This is a genomic window from Bifidobacterium bombi DSM 19703 (assembly GCF_000737845.1).
GTDB lineage: Bacteria > Actinomycetota > Actinomycetes > Actinomycetales > Bifidobacteriaceae > Bifidobacterium > Bifidobacterium bombi.
Genome location: NZ_ATLK01000001.1, coordinates 853095 through 873412 on the forward strand (window position 1 = coordinate 853095; position 20318 = coordinate 873412).

General features: G+C 59.8%; 11 protein-coding genes. 3 read left to right on the forward strand and 8 right to left on the reverse strand.

What is annotated here, in order from left to right; genetic code table 11:
* Nucleotides 1–295 precede the first annotated feature (295 nt).
* The 3 genes from BBOMB_RS03245 (at nt 296) to BBOMB_RS03255 (ending at nt 3198) form a co-directional block, all read left to right on the forward strand.
* Nucleotides 296–1183 carry an ABC transporter substrate-binding protein gene (locus tag BBOMB_RS03245; protein WP_044087179.1) on the forward strand — a complete coding sequence of 296 codons (888 nt, stop codon included), beginning with the start codon at nt 296–298 and terminating at the stop codon, nt 1181–1183.
* A 267-nt stretch (nt 1184–1450) separates the two neighbouring features.
* The gene (locus BBOMB_RS03250) at nt 1451–2305 is read left to right on the forward strand and encodes an amino acid ABC transporter permease (RefSeq protein WP_044087178.1); all 855 of its coding nucleotides are present in this window, start codon (nt 1451–1453) and stop codon (nt 2303–2305) included.
* Nucleotides 2302–3198: an amino acid ABC transporter ATP-binding protein gene (locus BBOMB_RS03255; protein ID WP_238549869.1), complete on the forward strand. Its 897-nt coding sequence runs from the start codon at nt 2302–2304 to the stop codon at nt 3196–3198. The genes BBOMB_RS03250 and BBOMB_RS03255 overlap by 4 nt, the downstream gene beginning before the upstream one ends.
* 148 nt (nt 3199–3346) lie before the next feature.
* Here the strand turns inward: BBOMB_RS03255 and BBOMB_RS03260 are convergent, their stop codons facing one another.
* From BBOMB_RS03260 to BBOMB_RS03295, 8 genes are all read right to left on the reverse strand, one after another.
* On the reverse strand, nt 3347–4594 hold the full coding sequence (locus BBOMB_RS03260) for a riboflavin kinase (RefSeq protein WP_044087177.1): 1248 nt from the start codon (nt 4592–4594) through the stop codon (nt 3347–3349).
* A gap of 338 nt (nt 4595–4932) precedes the next feature.
* Nucleotides 4933–7212, reverse strand: coding sequence for a ribonuclease J (locus tag BBOMB_RS03265; protein ID WP_238549870.1), 2280 nt, complete (start codon nt 7210–7212; stop codon nt 4933–4935).
* 70 nt (nt 7213–7282) lie between these two features.
* Nucleotides 7283–8188 carry a 4-hydroxy-tetrahydrodipicolinate synthase gene (gene dapA / locus BBOMB_RS03270; RefSeq protein WP_044087176.1) on the reverse strand — a complete coding sequence of 302 codons (906 nt, stop codon included), beginning with the start codon at nt 8186–8188 and terminating at the stop codon, nt 7283–7285.
* Between the two features lie 31 nt (nt 8189–8219).
* Nucleotides 8220–8984 (reverse strand): 4-hydroxy-tetrahydrodipicolinate reductase, encoded by a 765-nt coding sequence (dapB, locus tag BBOMB_RS03275; RefSeq protein WP_044087175.1) that lies wholly within the window; start codon nt 8982–8984, stop codon nt 8220–8222.
* Nucleotides 8985–9193: 209 nt separating this feature from the next.
* Complete coding sequence (locus BBOMB_RS03280) at nt 9194–10552, reverse strand: MFS transporter (RefSeq protein ID WP_044087174.1); 1359 nt, start codon at nt 10550–10552, stop codon at nt 9194–9196.
* A complete protein-coding gene (locus tag BBOMB_RS03285) occupies nt 10549–11307 on the reverse strand; it encodes a GNAT family N-acetyltransferase (protein ID WP_152570125.1) in 759 nt (252 codons plus the stop codon). The genes BBOMB_RS03280 and BBOMB_RS03285 overlap by 4 nt, the downstream gene beginning before the upstream one ends.
* A gap of 139 nt (nt 11308–11446) precedes the next feature.
* Entirely contained in the window at nt 11447–15874 is a 4428-nt protein-coding gene (locus BBOMB_RS03290; RefSeq protein WP_052377399.1) for an ATP-dependent DNA helicase, read from the reverse strand.
* A gap of 8 nt (nt 15875–15882) precedes the next feature.
* Nucleotides 15883–20277 carry a PD-(D/E)XK nuclease family protein gene (locus BBOMB_RS03295; protein ID WP_269146615.1) on the reverse strand — a complete coding sequence of 1465 codons (4395 nt, stop codon included), beginning with the start codon at nt 20275–20277 and terminating at the stop codon, nt 15883–15885.
* Between the last annotated feature and the right edge of the window lie 41 nt (nt 20278–20318).

Below are 20318 nucleotides of genomic sequence, written 5' to 3' on the forward strand. Positions count from 1 at the left end.
ACCACAGCGCGCATCGCGCCTGGTAAAAACAGATTTGATAACGTGCCATTGCGAATCACGATACCCGAATCGAAGATGATTGGCCCGACACGGTCAAAAACCATCGCCACGGTATCACGGTGACAGTAATATGGAAGGGACCCGGACCGGCATGACGGACGCATCGACGATGCGCGGCCAGGCATGGTGGTTTGCTCGAAGCCGGGTTTCTACGTGGCACCGGCAAGCTAAATGCAGGCTAGGAGCCGGCGGCTTCGAAACCGATATCCGCAACGACAACAGCGAGAGGTGTCCTATGAGCGTACTGCACAATCATTTTTCCCGAGTGGCAACGGCGGCGGTGGGGGCTGCGCTGCTCACGCTCACCATGGCAGGCTGTGGGTCGTCGGGCGGCGACTCCGACGCTGTGTCCGGCAACGACGAGCGAACGGCCTCCACTTCGGATGTAAGGCAGCTTACCGTCACTCCCGGAAAACTCACCATCGCCACAGGCGAACCCGCCTACGCGCCTTGGGTGCTGAACGACAAACCTGAGAGCGGCGAAGGCTATGAGGCCGCACTCTCCTACGAACTCGCCGGCCGGATGGGCTTCAAGAAGGGCGACGTCAAGTGGGTGCGCACCACTTTCGACGATGCCACGGCGCCGGGGACCAAGAATTGGGACCTGAACATCCAGCAGTTCAGCATCACCCCAGAACGCAAACAGGCGGTCGATTTCTCGCCCAGCTATTACAACGTCAAACAGTCCATCGTGGTGCGCAAGAGCGGGAAATACACCAAAGCGGCCTCGGTAAAGGATTTCAGGGAAGCTTCGGTGGGCGCCATGGTGGGGTCCACCTCGCTCGATTTCGCTCAATCCAAAATCAAACAGGACATCAAGATCTTCAACGACAACGCCGCTCTCGCCCAAGCCCTCGATTCAGACCAGATCGACGCGATCGTGCTTGACACGCCGACGGCGGTTGACGTGGTGAAGGAAAACCAGGTGAAAAACGCCGTCGTCGTAGGGCAGATCCCCGGTTCCGACGACCCGGAGGGAACCGGCTACGTGCTGCCCAAGGGCTCGAAACTCACGCGGGAGGTCACCAAAACCGTCAACGCCATGAAAAAGGACGGAACACTCGGCGCATTGCAGGAAAAGTGGCTGAAGGAGTACACCACGGACATCCCCGTACTCAAGTAGGCACGCCTTGCGTTAGACATGGCTCCTGACTTAGGGCTCGCCCAAAGACACTCGCGGTCCCGATATCGAATCCCACGAACGCGCTGCGAGGCACGGGAGGTGAAGCAGGCGGGTCGTGCGCTTCTTTTCACGGGCAGGACGCGTTGCGGGCATGGCCGCGATGCCCGCAACGGACGACCCACAGGACCGTCAACAGCACATACTGTTGACGGTCCATAGTATGTTTACAGATGACATTAACCGTGAAAACCGGAGAAATCGAACCACATGAAAAACACTACAATGCAGCCCAGCGAGGTGGAGGTTGATAGGCGTGCCTACAGACGACGCCAGAGCGAAAAGTCGGTGGCCACCAGCGTCGCGAGCACCGTGGTCTTGGTTGTCCTCATCGTCATTGGGCTGCATGTATCTCCAGGCTGGCCCCGAGTCAGGGAGTCGTTCTTCTCCGGCAAATATTTCATACAGTCGTTCCCGAGCATACTCAAAGGCCTGTGGATCAACATCCAAGTGCTCATCGTAGCCGTGATCGGCGTAGCCATTCTAGGCACCCTCATCGCCGTGATACGCACCAGCAAATCTCCCGTGCTCTTTCCACTGCGCGCTCTCGTGACCTTGTACACCACGGTTATGCGCGGCATCCCGATGATCGTGGTGCTCTATCTGATCGGCTTCGGCATACCGGGTCTGGCGATATTCGGTCGCATATCCCCCGTGGTGCTGGGCACGATCGCCGTGGTGATGTCGTACTCTGCATACATAGGTGAGGTACTCAGGGCGGGTTTCCAAGACGTGAACCCTTCGCAACGTGCCTCGGCGCGCTCGCTGGGACTTACCAACGGTCAGACCATCCGCATCGTGGTCATCCCTCAGGCGCTGCGCAGCGTCGCGCCGGCACTGATGAACGATTTCATATCCATGCAGAAGGATGTGGGCCTCATCTCCACACTTGGCGTGGTGGATGCCGTTCGGGCCGCGCAGATCGCCTCCATGAAGACCTTCAACTACACACCCTACGTGGTGGCCAGTCTGTTGTTCATCCTGCTGAGCGTGCCGTTCATCTTCCTCAACGATTGGTATTCGGCGAAGCTAAGGGCACGCGAACAGAGCGGAGGCACGGTATGATCGCGATGAACAGCAAAGGCGGACCAACCTCCGGCGGATGCGTCGACCTACACGACCCGGCACGCCCCATCGACTCCAAGGACACCAACATGCGAGAAGCCACAACCCTATCCGCCACGGATGAGGACAAGGAAAGCGAAGAGCACCACGGTGGGAAAAACCTCACGCTGCGCGTGGATGGCGTACGGAAATCATTCGGCGACAATCAGGTACTCCGCGGCGTATCCTTCGACATTCACCGGCATGAGGTGGTGACGCTGCTCGGCCCTTCAGGCTCAGGCAAGTCCACGCTCATGCGTTGCATCAATCTGCTGGAGCAGGTAGATGACGGGCAGATATGGCTCAACGGAACCGACATAAGCGACCCTCGCATCAACGCCGACAGAACGCGTTCGAGAATAGGCGTGGTCTTCCAGCAGTTCAACCTTTTCCCACACATGGACGTACTGAAAAACGTCACGCTCGGAGCGATCAAGGTGCACGGCATATCCAAGGACGACGCGCAGGAACGCGCCATGACACTGCTGCGACGCATCGGTATGGAAGACAAAGCCCACACTTACCCTGACCAGCTCTCCGGCGGCCAGCAACAGCGCGTCGCAATCGCGAGATCACTCATGACCGAACCCGAACTGCTTCTGCTCGATGAGATCACTTCCGCGCTGGATCCGATGTTGGTGGGCGAAGTCCTGCAAATGGTACAAGAACTCAAAGACCAAGGCACCACCATCCTCATGGCCACCCACGAGATGCAGTTCGCCCATGATGCCGCGGACAGAGTCATCCTGCTGCAGGACGGCGAAATCGCGGAAAACGGCACTCCTCAGGAAGTCATGCACGACTCCCAGAATCCGAGAACACGAGAATTCTTCAGTCATTTTCGAGGTCTATGAGCACTCGGTTGGCCGCGCGTTCCATCCATGCAGGCGCGGATTCATGAAGGTTCGCCTATCGCAGGCACTGGCAAGTCAGCCAACCGCTGCAGAGCCGCAGCATCGGCTCTGCAATCGACGACGATCGACGGTTGTGACTTCGCCCAGATCAACCCTGCGTAATGCGCAAGGTCCGATCGGCATAGTCCTGCATGGCCGCAGTAAGTTCCTCGGTACCGTCGAACGCGATCTGGGCCCGCAGAAAGGCCACGAACTCAACCCGCACACGGTGCCCATACAGCTCAAGCCAATCCTTCGTGACGGCATACGGCTCGATGATACGGTCGATGTGTCCCACCTCATCACGATACGTTGGCTTGGTCCCGATCGAGATCGCAGCAGGCCAGCGATACGGCGAACCAAAAGCCCGGCACTCCCTCTCACGCACGAAATCCACACGCTCAGGCATGACGGACGACTCCGCGTCCATGTGGTCCGCATCTAGATCCCGCAGGACCGAAGCAGGACCCAAATCCACAAGCCAGCCGGCATACACGCCATCGACGGGCACATATCCCTCCACATCATCACCAAGATTGGCGGTTGGAAATCCCATAGTCCTGCCGCGCTGCTCACCATGCACCACAGTACCTTCGACTGCATGCGGACGACCAAGCACGTCATCGGCCTGTCTGACGCATCCGTTCGCGAGAAGAAAACGTACATTGGACGAACTCCACACACGCGCCTCACGGGCCTCGTTCGACTTGCTCCAAGCACGCAGATCGGCCTTATCCAGATCTTCACGTGGATCGCGCGGATCGCCGACCACGTCCGCACTCGGAGCCTGAGGGCGTATGACCCGCGGAACACGCACCTGCCCCGGACCCAGGTCATGGATCACCTCGAGTTCGAAAAGACGGGTCGCCTGCGACAGCCGGTCAATCTCCTTGACTCCACCGGAGCGACCGGCACCCATAGTCGCATCGGCACCAAGCACCAAGGTACGCATGCCAAGCTTGCCGACAAGCTGACCGAGGAAGAAACGATAGGACTTGGCTGCGAACACCAACGTATAATCCACCACCAGCACATGATCGACACCCATGGACTCAAGCTCGAAAAGCCTTTGGCTGACCGACATCAGACGCTCGTCGTCCCTGAGTCCCTGAGGCGGATCGACATCGTTGTGTTTCGCGGCATAGGAATGAACAAATCCCGGTCGTCTGTCGAACATGATCACCACTGACAGGGAACCGGTCCGACGCGCCAGTTCAACAACACGGCTCACCACCGCCTGGTGCCCCTTATGCATACCGTCGAACGTGCCTACGGTGACGACGGAACGTCTCATGCTGTTCAGGAGCGGCCAATTCACCAGGCCACTTTCGTTTGGACGCAATCGCGTCAGTTTCATTGTGTACCTCGCCCCCTCACGTCAGACGGCACCATTACGGAACCGCCACGCGTCATAATCACGATATACCTGTTTTCCAGACTTCCCCACTGTACCAACGCTCGACCGCGATGTAAATGGCGACTGCGCATCAATACCCTGTTGCCCGACCGGCCTTGATTGACGTTCCACGCCGCCAGGCAACGCAACGTCGGGCCCGAGGAATGGGACGATGCCGATGTGCCCAGTCGGGCGGCGTCGAGCGGAATACGCGACGGGCCGAATCGAACGTGCGGTGGGAAAGACATAAAGCCTCCCCACCGCACGACAATCCGGTGCAGCGACCGCAAACGGCGAAATCAGTGCGATGGCGTCGGATCGACCACGTCGTTGGCGATGTCTGCGATGACTGGCACGATCATCGGCTTGCGATGCAGCTGCCGGGAGACCCAACCACCCAAAGTGCGACGCATGATCTGCTGCAAGGCGGACGTATCGTGCGTGCCACGCATCATGGCGTCCTCAAGATCCTGCACAATCTGATGACGCACCTTCTCGAACTCGCTTTCGTCTTCGGCCATGGCGTTCAGATACACCTTGGGACCCGAAACGACATTGGCCGATTGTGTATCCACCACAGCGAAGCATGACACGAAACCTTCGGTTCCGAGGATACGACGCTTCTCCAATTCTTCGTCATCGATCTGACCGACGGAATCCCCATCGACATAGACATAGCCGCAAGGAACGGACCCGACCACGGCGGCCTGGCCGTGGTACAAATCCACGACGTCGCCGTCCTCTGCGAGCACGACGTTGTTGGGATCGACGCCCGTCTTGACGGCCACCAGCCCGTTGGCCACCAGATGACGGTTCTCACCGTGAATCGGCATGACGCACTTGGGCTTGAGGATGTTATAGAAGTAGGTGAGCTCGCCCTCGTTGGAGTGACCGGACACATGGATGGCCGCGTTGTCACGGTTGATGACGCGTGCGCCCTTCTGCACGAGTTTGTTGATGACCTTGTAGACTTCGTGTTCATTGCCCGGAATCAGAGAACTGGCCAGCACCACCGTGTCGAATTCGTTAATGGTGATGTCACGGTGGTTGCCGTCAGCGATACGACCCAGCGCCGCCATGGGCTCACCTTGCGAACCGGTGCACATGTAGACGATCTTGTCGTCAGGAAGGTCCTTGGCCTTCTTCAGATCGACAATGATGCCTTCCGGCAGATGCAGATATCCCAAATCCGCAGCGATGGACATGTTGCGCACCATCGAGCGCCCGACAAATACGACCTTGCGCCCCACCTTCTCCGCAGCATCCACCACCTGTTGGACACGGTGCACATGGCTGGAGAAACTGGCGACGATGATCTTACGTTTCGCTTCACCGAAGGCACGTTCAAGCTCGGGTCCGATGGTGGTCTCCGGTTTGACGAAGCCCGGAACCTCGGCATTGGTTGAATCGACCATCACCATATCGACACCCTGCTCTCCAAGCTTGCCGAACTCCACCAAATCGGTGATGCGGTGGTCTATGGGAAGTTGGTCAAGTTTGAAGTCGCCGGTATCGATGATCGTTCCAGCAGGCGTCTTGATGCAGACGGCGAGAGCGTCCGGGATGGAATGGGTCACCGTGATGAACTCAAGGTTGAAAGGCCCCACCTTGAGCTTGTCGCGTCCCTCGACCTCCACGCACCTAGGGTTGAGATGATGTTCCTCGCACTTGGCCTTGACGAAGCCTATGGTCAGACGAGATCCGATCAGCGGAATGTCGGGACGCAGCTTCAGCAGATATGGCACACCGCCGATGTGATCCTCATGGCCGTGTGTTAGGACTAGAGCCTCGACATCGTCCAAACGGTCCTTGATATAGCTGAAATCGGGCAGAATCAAATCGACGCCCGGCTGCTCCTCTTCAGGGAAGAGCACGCCGCAATCAACCAACAGAAGATGGCCGTTGTATTCGATGACGTTCATGTTACGGCCTATCTCGCCAAGACCGCCGAGCGGCACCACCCGCAAAGACCCTTTACGATATTTAGGCGGCGCGATGAGGCGTTCACCCTGTGGCGTGGTGCTCTTGGGATCGCGGATCGCAGGCGCGGCACCGCGACCTGAGCGCGAACCCGTGCGACCAACCGAACGGGAGCCGCCTCTGCCTGACGTTCTTGAATCCGAACGGCCTGCGCTGCGTGAGCCTTTCTTCGAGGCGGACTTCGAGCCGCCACGACCCTCATCCGCACGCGATGCTCCGTCGCGAACACCACGAGATGACGAAGACCGTCGTGAAGCGCCTGATCGGGTCGATTTGCGGGCGCCCTTGGCCTTTCCAGCCTCGTCCTGCACAATCGACACGCCCGCGGATTCGGGCCGCACTGCTTCCACAAGCTGGGATATCTCGGAATCACTGGGCTGTGACGTTCTTCCCGTATTCCTACGTACGCCCTCGCTCTTGGCTGTTTTTGCACGACCAGAATCGACCGCCGAGTCACCGGAGCGGCTGCCGCGGGTTCGCCGGCTTTCGGTCGGTGTTCCAGCCATGTCTTCGGCGAACTCCGCCGCACCCCTGCTTCTGGCCCTGCTGCCACGTCGATGCGTAGCTGTTGATGTTGAATTTTCTTGTTCTATAACCATTATCTATTTTTTCTTCTGTTAGTGTCCACGTCCTCGAACGCAGACGTCATTAACCAAGTACCAATGTCCCTCAGAGCACGCCCGAAGCCTGCATGCCTTTTCTTACCCGAGCGAACTGCGATTCATCTGGCCCTACGTTTGGCAGGCGCATGAAGGTCTCTTCAAGCCAGCCAAGCTCATGCACCGCAGCCTTGGCCATAACACCCTGGAAACCAGTGCCGTTGATGGCCTCAACCAGCGGTGCAAGACGAACCGCAATCCCGCGCGCCTCACGCATGTCCCCTTCATCGAAGGCCTTCGCCAGTCGAACCATGGGACCGGCAGCCGCGTGGGCCACAACGGAGATGACGCCCACCGCGCCGATGGCGAGGAAAGGCAGATACAACGCGTCATCACCCGAGTACCAGGTCAGTCCGGTCTCACCGCGCTTGCGGATGGCCCCGGCCAAATCGCCGGTGGCGTCTTTGACGGCGGCGATATGCTCCAGCCCCGCCAATCTCACATAGGTGTCAAGCGTGATATGCAGACCGGTGCGCCCTGGAACGTCATAGACGATGATTGGTTTTTCAGCCGATTCATCTACCGCACGGTAATGTCGATACACGCCTTCCTGCGAAGGACGTGAATAATACGGAGCCACCACCAACACCGCATCGGCACCTGCCTCCTGAACCTGCTCGACCATGCGGATGGTATGCGCGGTGTCATTGGACCCGGCACCCGAAATCACAGGAACATCGACGGCGGCCTTCACCGCGCGAACAATCTCCACCTTTTCATCCATGTGCGTGACCGGAGATTCGCCCGTAGTGCCGTTGACCAAAATCCCGTCAGCGCCACTCTCGACCAGATGCCTCGCCAAACTCGCAGTGGCTTCGAAGTCGACGGAACCATCACGCCTCATCGGAGTGACCATGGCGGGAACGACCCTGCCGAACGGCGCAGAACCGAGACAGTGCATTGATGACTCACTCATGATGTCAATGGTACTTCACAAGCACGACGCTTCACAGGTCGAGGAACGTATCAAGACCGACGGTCAACCCCGGATAGTCACCCGACGCGATCTTGCGCACGGCAAGCAACACACCCGGCATAAAGGACGAACGGTCGAAACTGTCGGCACGTATGACCAGCTGTTCGCCGGCGTTCCCCAGTAACACTTCCTCATGCGCATTAAGTCCTTCAAGACGCACCGCATGAACATGCACACCGTCCACAACCTGGCCCCTGGAAGCCGTATTCCCTTGCGTGCCATCGGGCATGGAAGCGCACCTGGCTTGACCCCGGGATGAGGCAATCGCACGGGCGGTATGGATGGCGGTTCCCGAAGGCGCATCCAACTTGTCGGGGTGGTGCAGCTCGATGACCTCGGCGGAAGTGAAGTACGGCGCCGCCTTGGCGGCGAATACATCCGCAAGGACGGCTGAAATGGCGAAATTCGGCGCGATGAACACGGATTGGGACCCGGGTCCGGAACGCTTTTCAAGGGCCTTGCGAACCTGTGAAAGCTTGCCGTCGTCCCAGCCCGTCGTGCCTACGACGACGCTCACGCCCTGCTCCACGAGTTTGAGCACGTTGCCCAGCGTAGCGTCAGGTACCGTGAATTCAACCGCCACATCAGTGTTGTCGGGTGTGACAACACCCAAATCGTCGTCGGCCGTGACGGCCAGCGCCGGCGTCATGCCCTCTGCGGCGGCGAGCGCCGATACCACGCTCGATCCCATACGGCCTTGGGCTCCTACAACCGAAACGCGGATATCGTTTCCCATTCCATCACTCAGCTTTCCATCATTCGCGACACCGCCAAGCTTAGCGATGACGTCGGCAATCCATTATGCTCACTCCAACGTTACCACCCATGAGGAACCCAGAACGGACGTGAAGAAGACGTCTTCCTTCTCAGGAGCCTACGGACTCTACCAAGTCACGTACGGTTGAAGCTGTTATGCGCAATGCGCACGGTCTTTCGCGACGGAAATCATGGTCTTCTTCGCGACAACAACCAACCGCACAGCGAGAGCGGCACGGCCAGAAACGTGGTCAGGACCGGCAGGAGCAAGGCGACGTGCGGATCGGAGGCATCAAGTACAAGCCCTGCGAGCGAGGAACCGAGCGATGCCCCAACGGAACCCGCGGTGTTTATCCAGGAAAGACCCTCCGTTAGCGAGGATGGGGGCACGATGTCCTTGATGATGAGGTTGCCGGTCGCGAAGCATGGGGAAACAGTCAGTCCGGACAGAACGGAGAACAGCGCCAGCAATGGGAGGCTGTCCATCGAAAGCCTACAGCATACGTAACCGAACGTGAGCAGAGACAGGAACACGACCAGATGCCGCCATTTGGAGCCCTTGAGCTTGACTGAACCGAAAGCGAACGCGCCGATGCAGGAGCCCACTGCGAACATGGCCAGCTGAAGCCCGAGATACTGCTCACGACCGATGGCCTTCATCATCGCCGTCACCGAAACGTCGAATTCGTTGAAGCTCATATTGAAGACGACGAACACGACCACCAAGGGCACAACACCACCATAGAGCAGCGCACTTTTGGGTTTGGCACGCCCTGTGCGCAATGACTTGAGGCTCATCGGCTGTGCGTCACCAAGACCACCGACATTCCCGCTGCCATGCAAGGCCGCCTCGTCGAGCTGTGAGGAAGCCTCGACTCGAACGTTCTCGACGATCGGCGGCTGTGTGTCCTTCAGCGAGAAAAACACGATGCCACCGATGGCACAGGCCACGGCCGGAACGAAAAGCTGCGAGACGGGGTGCACCGACGTGGCCAGGAAAGCCGCGAGGATGGGACCGAGGATGAAGACCATCTCGTCAATCCCCGCTTCCATTGAATACGCCGCATTAAGTAGGTCCGGACTCTTCTCGCCGCGCAAGGCGTACGCCCAACGTGTCCTCACCAACGCGCCGAACGCAAATTGTGTGAGACCCGTAAGCACGGCCAGTATGAACAGCACGGCAATCGGCACCCTGAACAGCGCTGCGAAAGCGAAGACCAACATCATGGTCACCGAAAGCGCCAAGCACGGCCAGCCGACCTTGCCCTGCCCGAACCGGTCGAACAGACGTGCGTAGAACGGCGTGACCGCAGCTACAGCGAAAATATAGGCTGCACTCATCGTGCCTGCGATGGTCCAATTGTCATACAGATGATTCAGGGCAAGTACGATGCCCAGACTGATCATGGAATTGGGCAGACGCGCAATGGCGCCCGAAACGCAAAACGCCTTCGCCCCAGGAAGCCTGAACAGGCGCCCATAAATCGAGAATCTCCCGTCCGACTTCACCACAGTGCCTGTGGACGGTTCATCGTGACGTCTGTTCATCGCTCCTCACCACGGAGTGCCTGAACGGACTCCTTATGATGCCTGCCCTTGGTGGTTCTTCTGATTCGACGCGGATCTCCCACATAGATGAACATCTCGTCACCCATGGGACCGCTGAATCCGGTCGTTGCACTCTCTTCATCCTTCTCGGAAGGTCGGGCATCAGAGTGATGACTGACCACACAATCCATGCCGTGCGCGTCATAGAAACTCACATCGCACTGCGAATCGGTGTGGAGATAAAAACATTTCACATCCGCGTCACGGAGATAGCTCATCGTCCGGGACCACAGCCCACGGCCAACGCCCCGCCCTCGGGCAACGTCCGACACAATGAATAACTCGACTTCGGCCTGGGTGGCGTCCCTGACCTTACTGCGGTTTTCCAATTCAAGTTCTTCGTCGAATCTCTCACGAACCAACGCGAGCATCTTACGGCCCAGTTCGCCTGCATCCAACTCGGCGCCGGTCTTCTCCAGGCAGCGTCCGATCTCACCGAAAAGCGGAAAGCGACCCGGCAAACGAGTCATGAGGACGCCAAGAAAACGGCCGTTCATCCGTGCCACTTCAGCGCCGGTGGACAACGCGATGTAATGATAGACGCAATACGCGGAAAGCAGGCGGGAGACTTCCGCCACATGCGGATCGGATGAGTGCATCCCCCACATGGCATCGTACTCATCGATCACATCGTCGACATCGCTCCAAACCATGGGTGCGAAAACCACACCCAGACCAGCATCCGTACGCATCATGCCTCGCATAACCTGTTTCACTCCCCCTAGGCGACCGTAACCGACCGCACCACTGTACACTATCCTTACCCGAATGCAGGCGGACACGACAGCATGATTCCTTCATCGAACGGCGGCTCCGAGGCATCCTGCACCAACATCACCCATCGTCATCAAAGCTCTCGTCGACACCTTCACGCAGCTGGGCAACGATTTCCTCGCCTGTTTTATGGCTTGCATGAATCTCCCGCCCGGACTCATCCGATTCATTCAGATAATACAGTGTAGCGTCGATTCGCTCCAAAGGCACGCTCTCGCTCACCGAGAACAAAAGACGGTACATATCCAATTGAGCGAGCTTGCGTTCGACCTCGTCCTTCGCCACGGGCTTGCGTCCCGTCTTCCAATCCACGATGGTGTAACGTCCATCGTCGACCCGATCGTCGCCCTCCTTGTCATCAATGCCGCCATAAAAGACGGCGTCGAGCTTGCCGTTGATGATTTCGCCCCCAAGCTGTGCGACTGAAGCCACAATCTGCATTTCGGCGGCGAATGGCCTGCGCCTCGACCAACGCGATCGGGCAAGACGCCGTTCCCAGGTAAGCACGTGGCTTTCCTGCAGAGCCTGGCCGCAATCCATGTCCGTCGCACCGGACTCCATGCGCGACATGTCGGCATCAAGTTCGGCAAGCATGTCCTCGCGCGTTTCGCCCACACCGGACAGCATCAGGGCCCCGCCCTGCGTATCTGCCCCAAGCCCCTGATCGGTCAACGCCGATTCCGGGCCGTAGTATGCCTTCACGAAACGTTCCGCCCAGGAATGCAAGCGCGTTCCCGCCTGGGCTGCAGGCGACGATACGACAGGAATCGGGCGTACCAATGCACGCCAGTAACGTCTCGACTGGGCCTCATCGAGATGACCGGTGCGGGCCTGGATATCGGTGACGTTCTGTCGTCGTTTGGACAACAGGCGTTCACCGCGACGACGAACGTCGGCGTCCAACAATCCATCGCCCACCTCTCGTGGTCGGTACCCGGACACCGACGGGGCATCATCCGTCCCGCCATCTTCCGGTGCCTCACGGTCGAAGGCGTTCCAGGGCATGAGATCAGGGTCGTCAAGCAGGGCCTGGGCTCTGACGAACAGGGAGTCATCCGCAACCGGGCCGGCCGACCGACTGGTCTCCATGATGGCAGGTGCACAGCCGGCATCAGAGTCTGCGTAGGAACCATCACCGGAACACTCGATATGTGCAGCAGTGGAATCCTTCCGCGACTGTAGACCACCCCGCACGTCCCGGACGCGATCGGCCGACCAACGCAGACGCGAAGCCAAGGCCGGACTCATGTCCGAGGGCCAAACAAGATCGCGACTCGCCTCGTCATCGTCGACCGGCTCAGACCATGCCTGAACCACCACGGCATCACAATACGACTCGGCGGCCTCGCCAACGAAAATACCTTCAGGTGCCGGCGAGCCGAGATCCATCAGCGTGTGCCCACCATGACCCTTCGATGCCGATGCCCCCTCTTGCTCTGATGAGTCGCCGGCTTCCGCCGTGGCCATGCCGACCACCTGGCCCACGTCGAGCGCGCCAGGCCCCTGCATCGAGCGGCATGCCTCATTCCAAAAATCGGAAGGCTTGCCGACCTTCCTCGTCATCCCCCCATTATCGGGGATGCGAGTGAGATCGTTGCCCTTGCTGTACGTGAGGAGCGCATCATACCGGGCGCGCGTCAGAGCCACGTACATCAGCCGACGCTCGTCCGCGTGCAGACGACGCCCGTATTCCTCTCGGGGAGTAGGTCGGTCATCGTCTTCCCTTTGCTTATCGGGTAACCTCAGCCCAGCGACATCATGGAAAATCTCATCATCATCCACACCGGCTTGTGCCGAGCCTTCATCCGAACGCGAAGGTACCCCCACGCCCTGCAGACGAGTGACGCCGGCGGATTCCTCCGTTCCGTTCCGCGCGAAACCTGACAAATGGCCGGGCAGTATCGCGGCATCGGCACGCACCGGCACGGGCACCGCCGTGGGATCATCCAACCAGGTGTCGGCCTGCTCCGCGTATTCACCGGGAGACCAGCGGCCGTCCACGAAGGACCCCTCGCGCTTCTCCTCGATATGCAGCCCATTGCCCTGGTTACTGGGGAAACCTCCGGCCCTGAGGCCCACCACAGCCACCGCATCCCACTCCAGACCCTTGGCTTGGTGGATGGTCATCAGAGCCACATCGACCGGCTCGGAAGCCATGAGCTGAGAGTCGTCGGGAACGTCCTTAAGCGAGTCCAGCCAGCCCACGAAGCCACGCAACGAAGGCGCCTCATCGCCGGCGATCTCGTTGCAATACGTCTGCGACAACGAAACGAGCGTGTCGAAGGCCGAATGCGCCAGAGCCGCCGATACGGGCTTGTCCGGCTCATGGACAGCCTGCGCCACCACCGTGTCGATGTCAAGCCCGAGCGCCTCGACGGCCGAACGAATCTGAGCCTCCAGCGAATGGTTCGCCTGCACAGCGCGCAAAGCGTCCCCGGCACGCGCGATCGCCTCGGCCCCTCGCACGCTGAATCGTGTATCGCCGGGTAGGAAGGAACGAAGCTGCGGATCGCTGAGAACATCAGGCAGGTACACCATGTTCGGTACGACATCGCGATGCTCCTTGAGCACCTGGGCACGTTGCGCATGCCCCATGTCCTCAGAAGCAAGCCCCGCCTCCACCAGCGCCTGGAAACGGCAGTCGTCGTTGCGACGGTTGGTCAATGACGCCAAGGCACCCAAATCGTGCGCGCCAAGCGCGAACCTGGGCGTAGCCAACAGACGCATCAACGACCCCGAATCCGTATGGTCACCGACCGCACGGAGCAGTGCCAGCACATCGCGCACATCCGGGCGCTCCAGCAAAGCCGAATAGCCGATCATCACCGTGGACAGCCCATGCGCTTCGAGCCCTTCCGCAAACTGCGGCATCTTGTTTTTGGAACGGAACAGCACGGCCACATGCGGTCTGGCATCATGCACGGAACCACCGTCGTGAGTGTAGCGTCGAATGGCTTCACGGGCGAACCTGGCCACGGCGTCTATTTCCTGACCAAGTGTCTGGAAGCCCAACACACCCAAGGTGCCTTCCGGAGCGTTCTCGACCGCCCTGAGGGGTGATACGTCGACTTCGCGTACGGACGATGCCCCTTCGCACGACGCCTCAAGACGCAGGGGTCGCGTGAGATTGTTGGCTGCCTGAAGCACCACACGCGAATTGCGCCGGGTGACGCTCAAGGCATGCGGCCGGTAATCCGACGGCATGCCGAAATCCTTGATGAACAGACGGAACGCGCCCGGGCTGGCACCGCGCCACGCATATATGGATTGGAACGGATCGCCCACCGCATTCACCGAGGACAGACCACCATCGACGTCATGAACCCTGTCACGCGATTGAGGATGGAACAGGGCAGCGATGAGCTCGGCTTGAGTGGTGGACGTGTCCTGATACTCGTCCAAAAGCACATGCGTGTATTGCTGCCGCACCTTACGGCTTATGGAGGGGAACCTGGACACCAATTCATACGCCGCGACGGTGAAATCACTGAACTCAGCCATGTTGAGTTCCTTTTTCCTCCGGCCGTATGCCTCGACGAGGTTCAGGAGGACCTCACGCCTGCGCACGACCTCACGGCGCGAGCGGACCTCGAACGCGGCATGGACGTACATCCTAGTGGCATATTCACGGCAAGCCAGCTCATACTTCTCCTCGCTCTTCCTGCCCCGCTTCGGAGGCTTGGGCTCGCCCGGATCCTCGTCGGGCAACGGCTGCCCATCGAGATATCTGTCCACGTAACCTTCAAGAAACCCGTCCAGCGCATCCACCAGCCCGGCATCGTATGCCCGGATACGTTTGATGGCTTCCGGCACGCTGCCGCAGCCGCCACCGATCATGGACGAGCCAATGGCCGACGACAGCGCAAGCACCTGTCTGACGAGCGTGGTGAAATCACCGAAGTCATCGGGATTCACCTCATCCATATGCTCGTCGACCACTTGCACGGCCAACTGCCAGGCACCAGCGTCGCTGAGGGGCTGGGTGTTCTGGTCGAAGCCCACCAACAATCCGTACCGGCGCACGATCGACTGAAAGAACGCGTCGTATGTGAACACCGAAGGCTTGAGGAACATCCTGGAAGCAGACGACCTTCCAGAGCCGCCGTCGGCCGGCTCGCCGGAAACAGCATCCGATACGGCGGCACCGACTCTGCCCAGAAGTTCCGAGGCCGCCTTGCGCGTGAACGTCAAGCCCAATATCTTCTCCGGCGGCACCGACCGACGTATCAGTTCAATGATCCGATGCGTCATGGTGTAGGTCTTGCCCGATCCGGCCCCGGCGACGACCAGCATGTCCTCATTCAAAGCCGCGTCGATGACCGCGGCCTGCTCCACGGTAGGCTTGTCCTTGGAAGCCTTGTCCGGCTGGCAAGGCGCGGACGACCCGCCTACATCAGCTCGGCCTCCCTCATACTGGGCGCGTTCATCTGCGATACCCACGCCCATGGCACGGGCGCCATCCGGCGAATGACCATCTGTTTTGTCCATGTCTCCCCCTAAGCCGTTCTCGTCTCGTACACAGTGTCTACCTGTCCGGCGCACACGGGACACACCGTCGGCATCGTGCAGTAATGATCGTGTTGCTGATACGCCGTGAACCTACGCGAGCGCGAAGCCGCGGCCGCGTAAAACACACGCGAGATCATGGTCAGCGACCAGACGACCTGGGTTCCACGCAGGCCGACGAAACCCCGCCACGCATTCTGACTCACGCCGCTAGGTGCTTCCTCGGGAAGGTTAGGAACGTCGTAGAGGCGCCCGGGCTGAGGATAGCCCCTACGCGCCAGGAACGCGGTGTCGTTGAGATGCCCCGAAACGAACAGCGGTGGCTGGAACTTCGCTTCGGGAGCGGATCCGTACGCTGCGGGGGCACCATCCTTCTCGGTGTCAAACAGCATGGCCTTGCTAATACGAGGCACCGCTAACGGGGTCCGCCCCTGCCTAGCGGATGCGAAACCTCCGTTCGAGAGACCATCGAAACCATGGACATCACCCACCGGAAAAGCGAGGCCGAGCTGATAGCACACCAACTGCAAATCGTTGAACATGGCCTTGGGGGTATGTGCGTGACCGGTCTTGTAATCCACTATCCTCACGTCGCCTTCGCCGGTGGCGTCAAGCCCCCTGCGCCATTCCAGACGGTCGATGGTTCCATGTATCCCCACGGACATGCCCGCGCTGACGCCCTCAGGCCAACCTCCGACAAGGAATCCCATGATGCCCATAACATCGGTACGACCTATGTCCTCCACGGAAGGCACCGCGTTGTAGGACGCAAGAACGTCGTCGAAGGATACCTGCGCCGTGAATTCGCGTTCGCATTGCACCTGGGTGAGGATACCGATGGGGATGTCCTCCTGCTTCAGGGCGTCACGTTTCCCATTGCCGCCCGGATAATCCGACTGATTGGAGGCGACGAAATACGATGCGATGTGCCCCAACGTCGTTCTGGCATTCATGTCCTTGGCGATGGCCTTATAACGTTGTGCGGGATCGACGATGGAATCGGGCTCCGTGCGCAGACCCCTATACATCTCCATCATGCTTTCCGCTATGGAGTCGATGCGCTCCTGAGTGCCGCGACCCTCCAGATAGTCCGGGGAATCAAGTCCTTCCTCACTGGCCATCTGCGCCACTTTATGAATCAGAGTGCCGAAACCGGTTGCGGAGCTCGAGGGCGCGGGACCCGAGAACTTCCTGCTGAGCAGCCAACACACCGGGCAGCCCCAAATCTCATCGACCTGCGACGGCGAAAGAACCACTAAATCGTCACCATGTGAACCTTCATGGGTTTCAGCGCCGTCACCGCGAGATTCGTCGGAAAGCGCCGTGCGACGCCCCAAGCTCTGTGACGAGGCCCTATTCAAATAGGCCCACTGACTAGGATCGGCCTGCGCAACGCCGCCATCGGCGAGCAAGGCAAGCGTACGGGCCGCGTCCACTGTATCCTGTAAGGCTCCCGCCGGCTCCTCCTCGACGACACCAGACGTCGCATCGACCTTACTGCCGTCCGGCGCAAAGCGCATCAATTCCGTGCGCGCCACGCCCACCAAACCACGGGGATCGGCATCCAAACCCGCATACCGGTCGTGTCGTTCGCAGAGCGAATACCTTCTGGATTGCGTATCTGCATCGCGGGCTCTGTCATACCACTCGGGAGCATACGTATACAGAAAGTCCGAGGGGACTTCATCATCGCTGAGCACCGCACTCAAACGCACACATTCCTTTGCGCGGGTCAAGGCCACCAGAAAGCTTTTCTGCTCCGCGGCCAAGACGCTCAACAACTGGGGATCAGTGTCAGGAACCCCGCCATACGAAGGGTCATTCAACGTTCCATGCAGCACGATCCGCGCCAGTTCCTCCCCTCCGAACATCGTATTACGTGCGGCGAGATTGGGCCAAACCCCCTGCTGAACCTGAACGATCCACACCTGCCGCCAGTGACGCCCAGCCGCGCCTGCGGGCGTGGTCAACGTGACAGCCTGGTCAATGGGCGCCACTTTTGCCAGAGAATCCGCTTCGATGCGCATGGAGCGAACCGAGGACATGAAATCCGAAACGCTTTGCGAAGAACCACTTCCCGCCGCATAGTCGAACAGCTGCATCACAGCGTCAAGTCTGTCATTGGCCTCACGGCTTGCCTCATCATTACCCAAAGCCTGCCTTTGCCAACGTAGGGCCACATGGCAGGAGTCCCAGGCCTCCCACAGGGAGTACTGGGGATGGTCGTCCCCAAGTCGACGCAGACGTCGCTCCACATCGTCCACAACATCCCACAGCCGAGCAAAAGCCGCTACATGCGGATTCCCTTTCCCAACCGCCTCGATTACCTCCAACGTCGCCGCGCAGCCGCCCTCCGTCCGACCACGCAAACCGGCAGCCACGTCCTGCACCGGAGTCTGCGCGTCACCTTCGGTCACCGCGACTTGCGCCCCTTCATCACCGGCACCAAAGCCGTCCCCCAGAGCAAGCATCAGGTACATGGCGTCAAGGCCGAACGGCAAGTCCTGCTCATCGCCATCGCCTTCGAAGACGCTGTCGTCGACGCCCGAACGCAGGCGTGAGGCCCGGCGTTCCAGAGAGATGCGCCCGGCAAGCTCGTCCCACACACGAACGAGATGCGGCAACGTGGCGCTCCGACCCGTCTGATCCGCGACTGCGCCATCCTCGCGTACCACCGTAGCCAATGAACCCAGGGACCGCATCGCGGCCTCCACCGAATCAAGACGCACCGGCGAACCTAAATGTCTTGAGTCGTTCGAAGTCTCGAACAACGGGCTCTCCAGAAGCTGCAAAACCCTTGAACGAATGAACCGAGCCACGCTCGAGGGCGTGCGATTCACGAAGACGGACAGTCCCTCGGCACGCAGCATGGCCAGTTCGATCAAGGCAAACAATCCCCGGATACTCGGCTCATCCTTCAGCGGCCTGGTGACGGCCGAATAGCGCACCGGAACACCGCTCCTACGCAAACGCTCCCCAAAGGCGCGCACCGATGCGTTGTCATGGGCAATCACGGCCATATCGTTCCAATCATGGCCGTCGCCGGAAACAAGATGAAGGCGTTTGATGCTCCAGACCACATCGTCAAGTTCCTCCGCATCACTGCGGTACAGCGACGCCCTCACATCGCCGCCCGCCGAGAAGGCGGAATCGCCCGAAGCTCCCTGATGCAATCGCCGGTCACCCCCGGCCTGGGTTCCACCTAGGCCGCCAAGGTCACCGACGGCCCCTGGGGCCGACCATCGAGGGAGTTTCCCTGGACGCGAAGGCAGCGGGGTGAAATCGACCTCAGGACTTGATATAGACAGCGAGACACGCGATGATAGCACGGCACGGTAGCTCGGTTCCCCCTGCGGAAATCCCTGCACCGCGAGGGTCTCCAACTTGGCATGCAATGGTCCTTCCATGGCGGCTTTCATAAGATACTCTGGGTACGAGCCGCGGAACGTCTGCACCGCTTCGTCGGCGTTTCCTACAAGCGTCAGCTGCACGCCGGCAGCGCTCAAGGCCTCCAGAAAGGCAAGACCGGCCAACGTAAGATCCTGGAAATCGTCCACAATCACAAGCTCGGGCAAGGCGGAGCGGTCCAGCCAGGCGACGGCTGAGGCACCCTTGACTAGCAGGTTCGAGGAGTCGAGACGGAATTCGCCCGGATAACGCAGCGTCACCATGGATTGGTATTCACGGCGCAAAGCGAAGGCAAGCCTCCATTGAATGTCAAGACGCTCGGTGTTCGAACCCGCAAGACGCTCCCTCCCGAGAGCCGCAAGTACATCCGCTTCACCAACCGCGTCCACACCGAGCTCGTCCATCCGTGCCAACATGTCGCGCAGCTGCATGACGAACGCATCGTTGATGCCTCTGGCGAACAACGCCTCGGTTCCGCCTTCGCCATGTGATGTTCCCGCAGGCACCGCCGAACCACGCACCGCAGCACCACCATGCTCCGCATATACCGTATCGGCCCAATCGTCGGTGGCGAAGTACCTCCTCAGCAGCTGGCACGTGTCGCACAGTTCACCCGTCTGGGCGTGGCCGATATGCTCGGCCATGACGGCACGAAGCAGGGCGTCCTGTTCGGCACCGTTGAGCAGCTTGGGAAGAGACTCACTCTGGGACGCACGCAGCCGCGTCAGGAGACGGAACGACAAGGCCGCTAGCGTCGTTACGGGCCGCGCGGTCCGAATGCTTCCGACCTTGTGTATCACTTCATCGGAAAGGTCATCGGCGATTTTCCTATTGGAAACGGTCATCACCACGCGATCTACGTTCGTCTCCCCGACACGTTCAAGCCCATCCAGCAACATTGTCAACGCCGTCGTCGTCTTCCCGCTGCACGGCGGACCCACCACCAACGAAACCTCGGGCCGCGGTGTCCCGGGCACCTGTGAGCCCCCGATTGCTTCATAGGGTCGCGGCGCCCCTC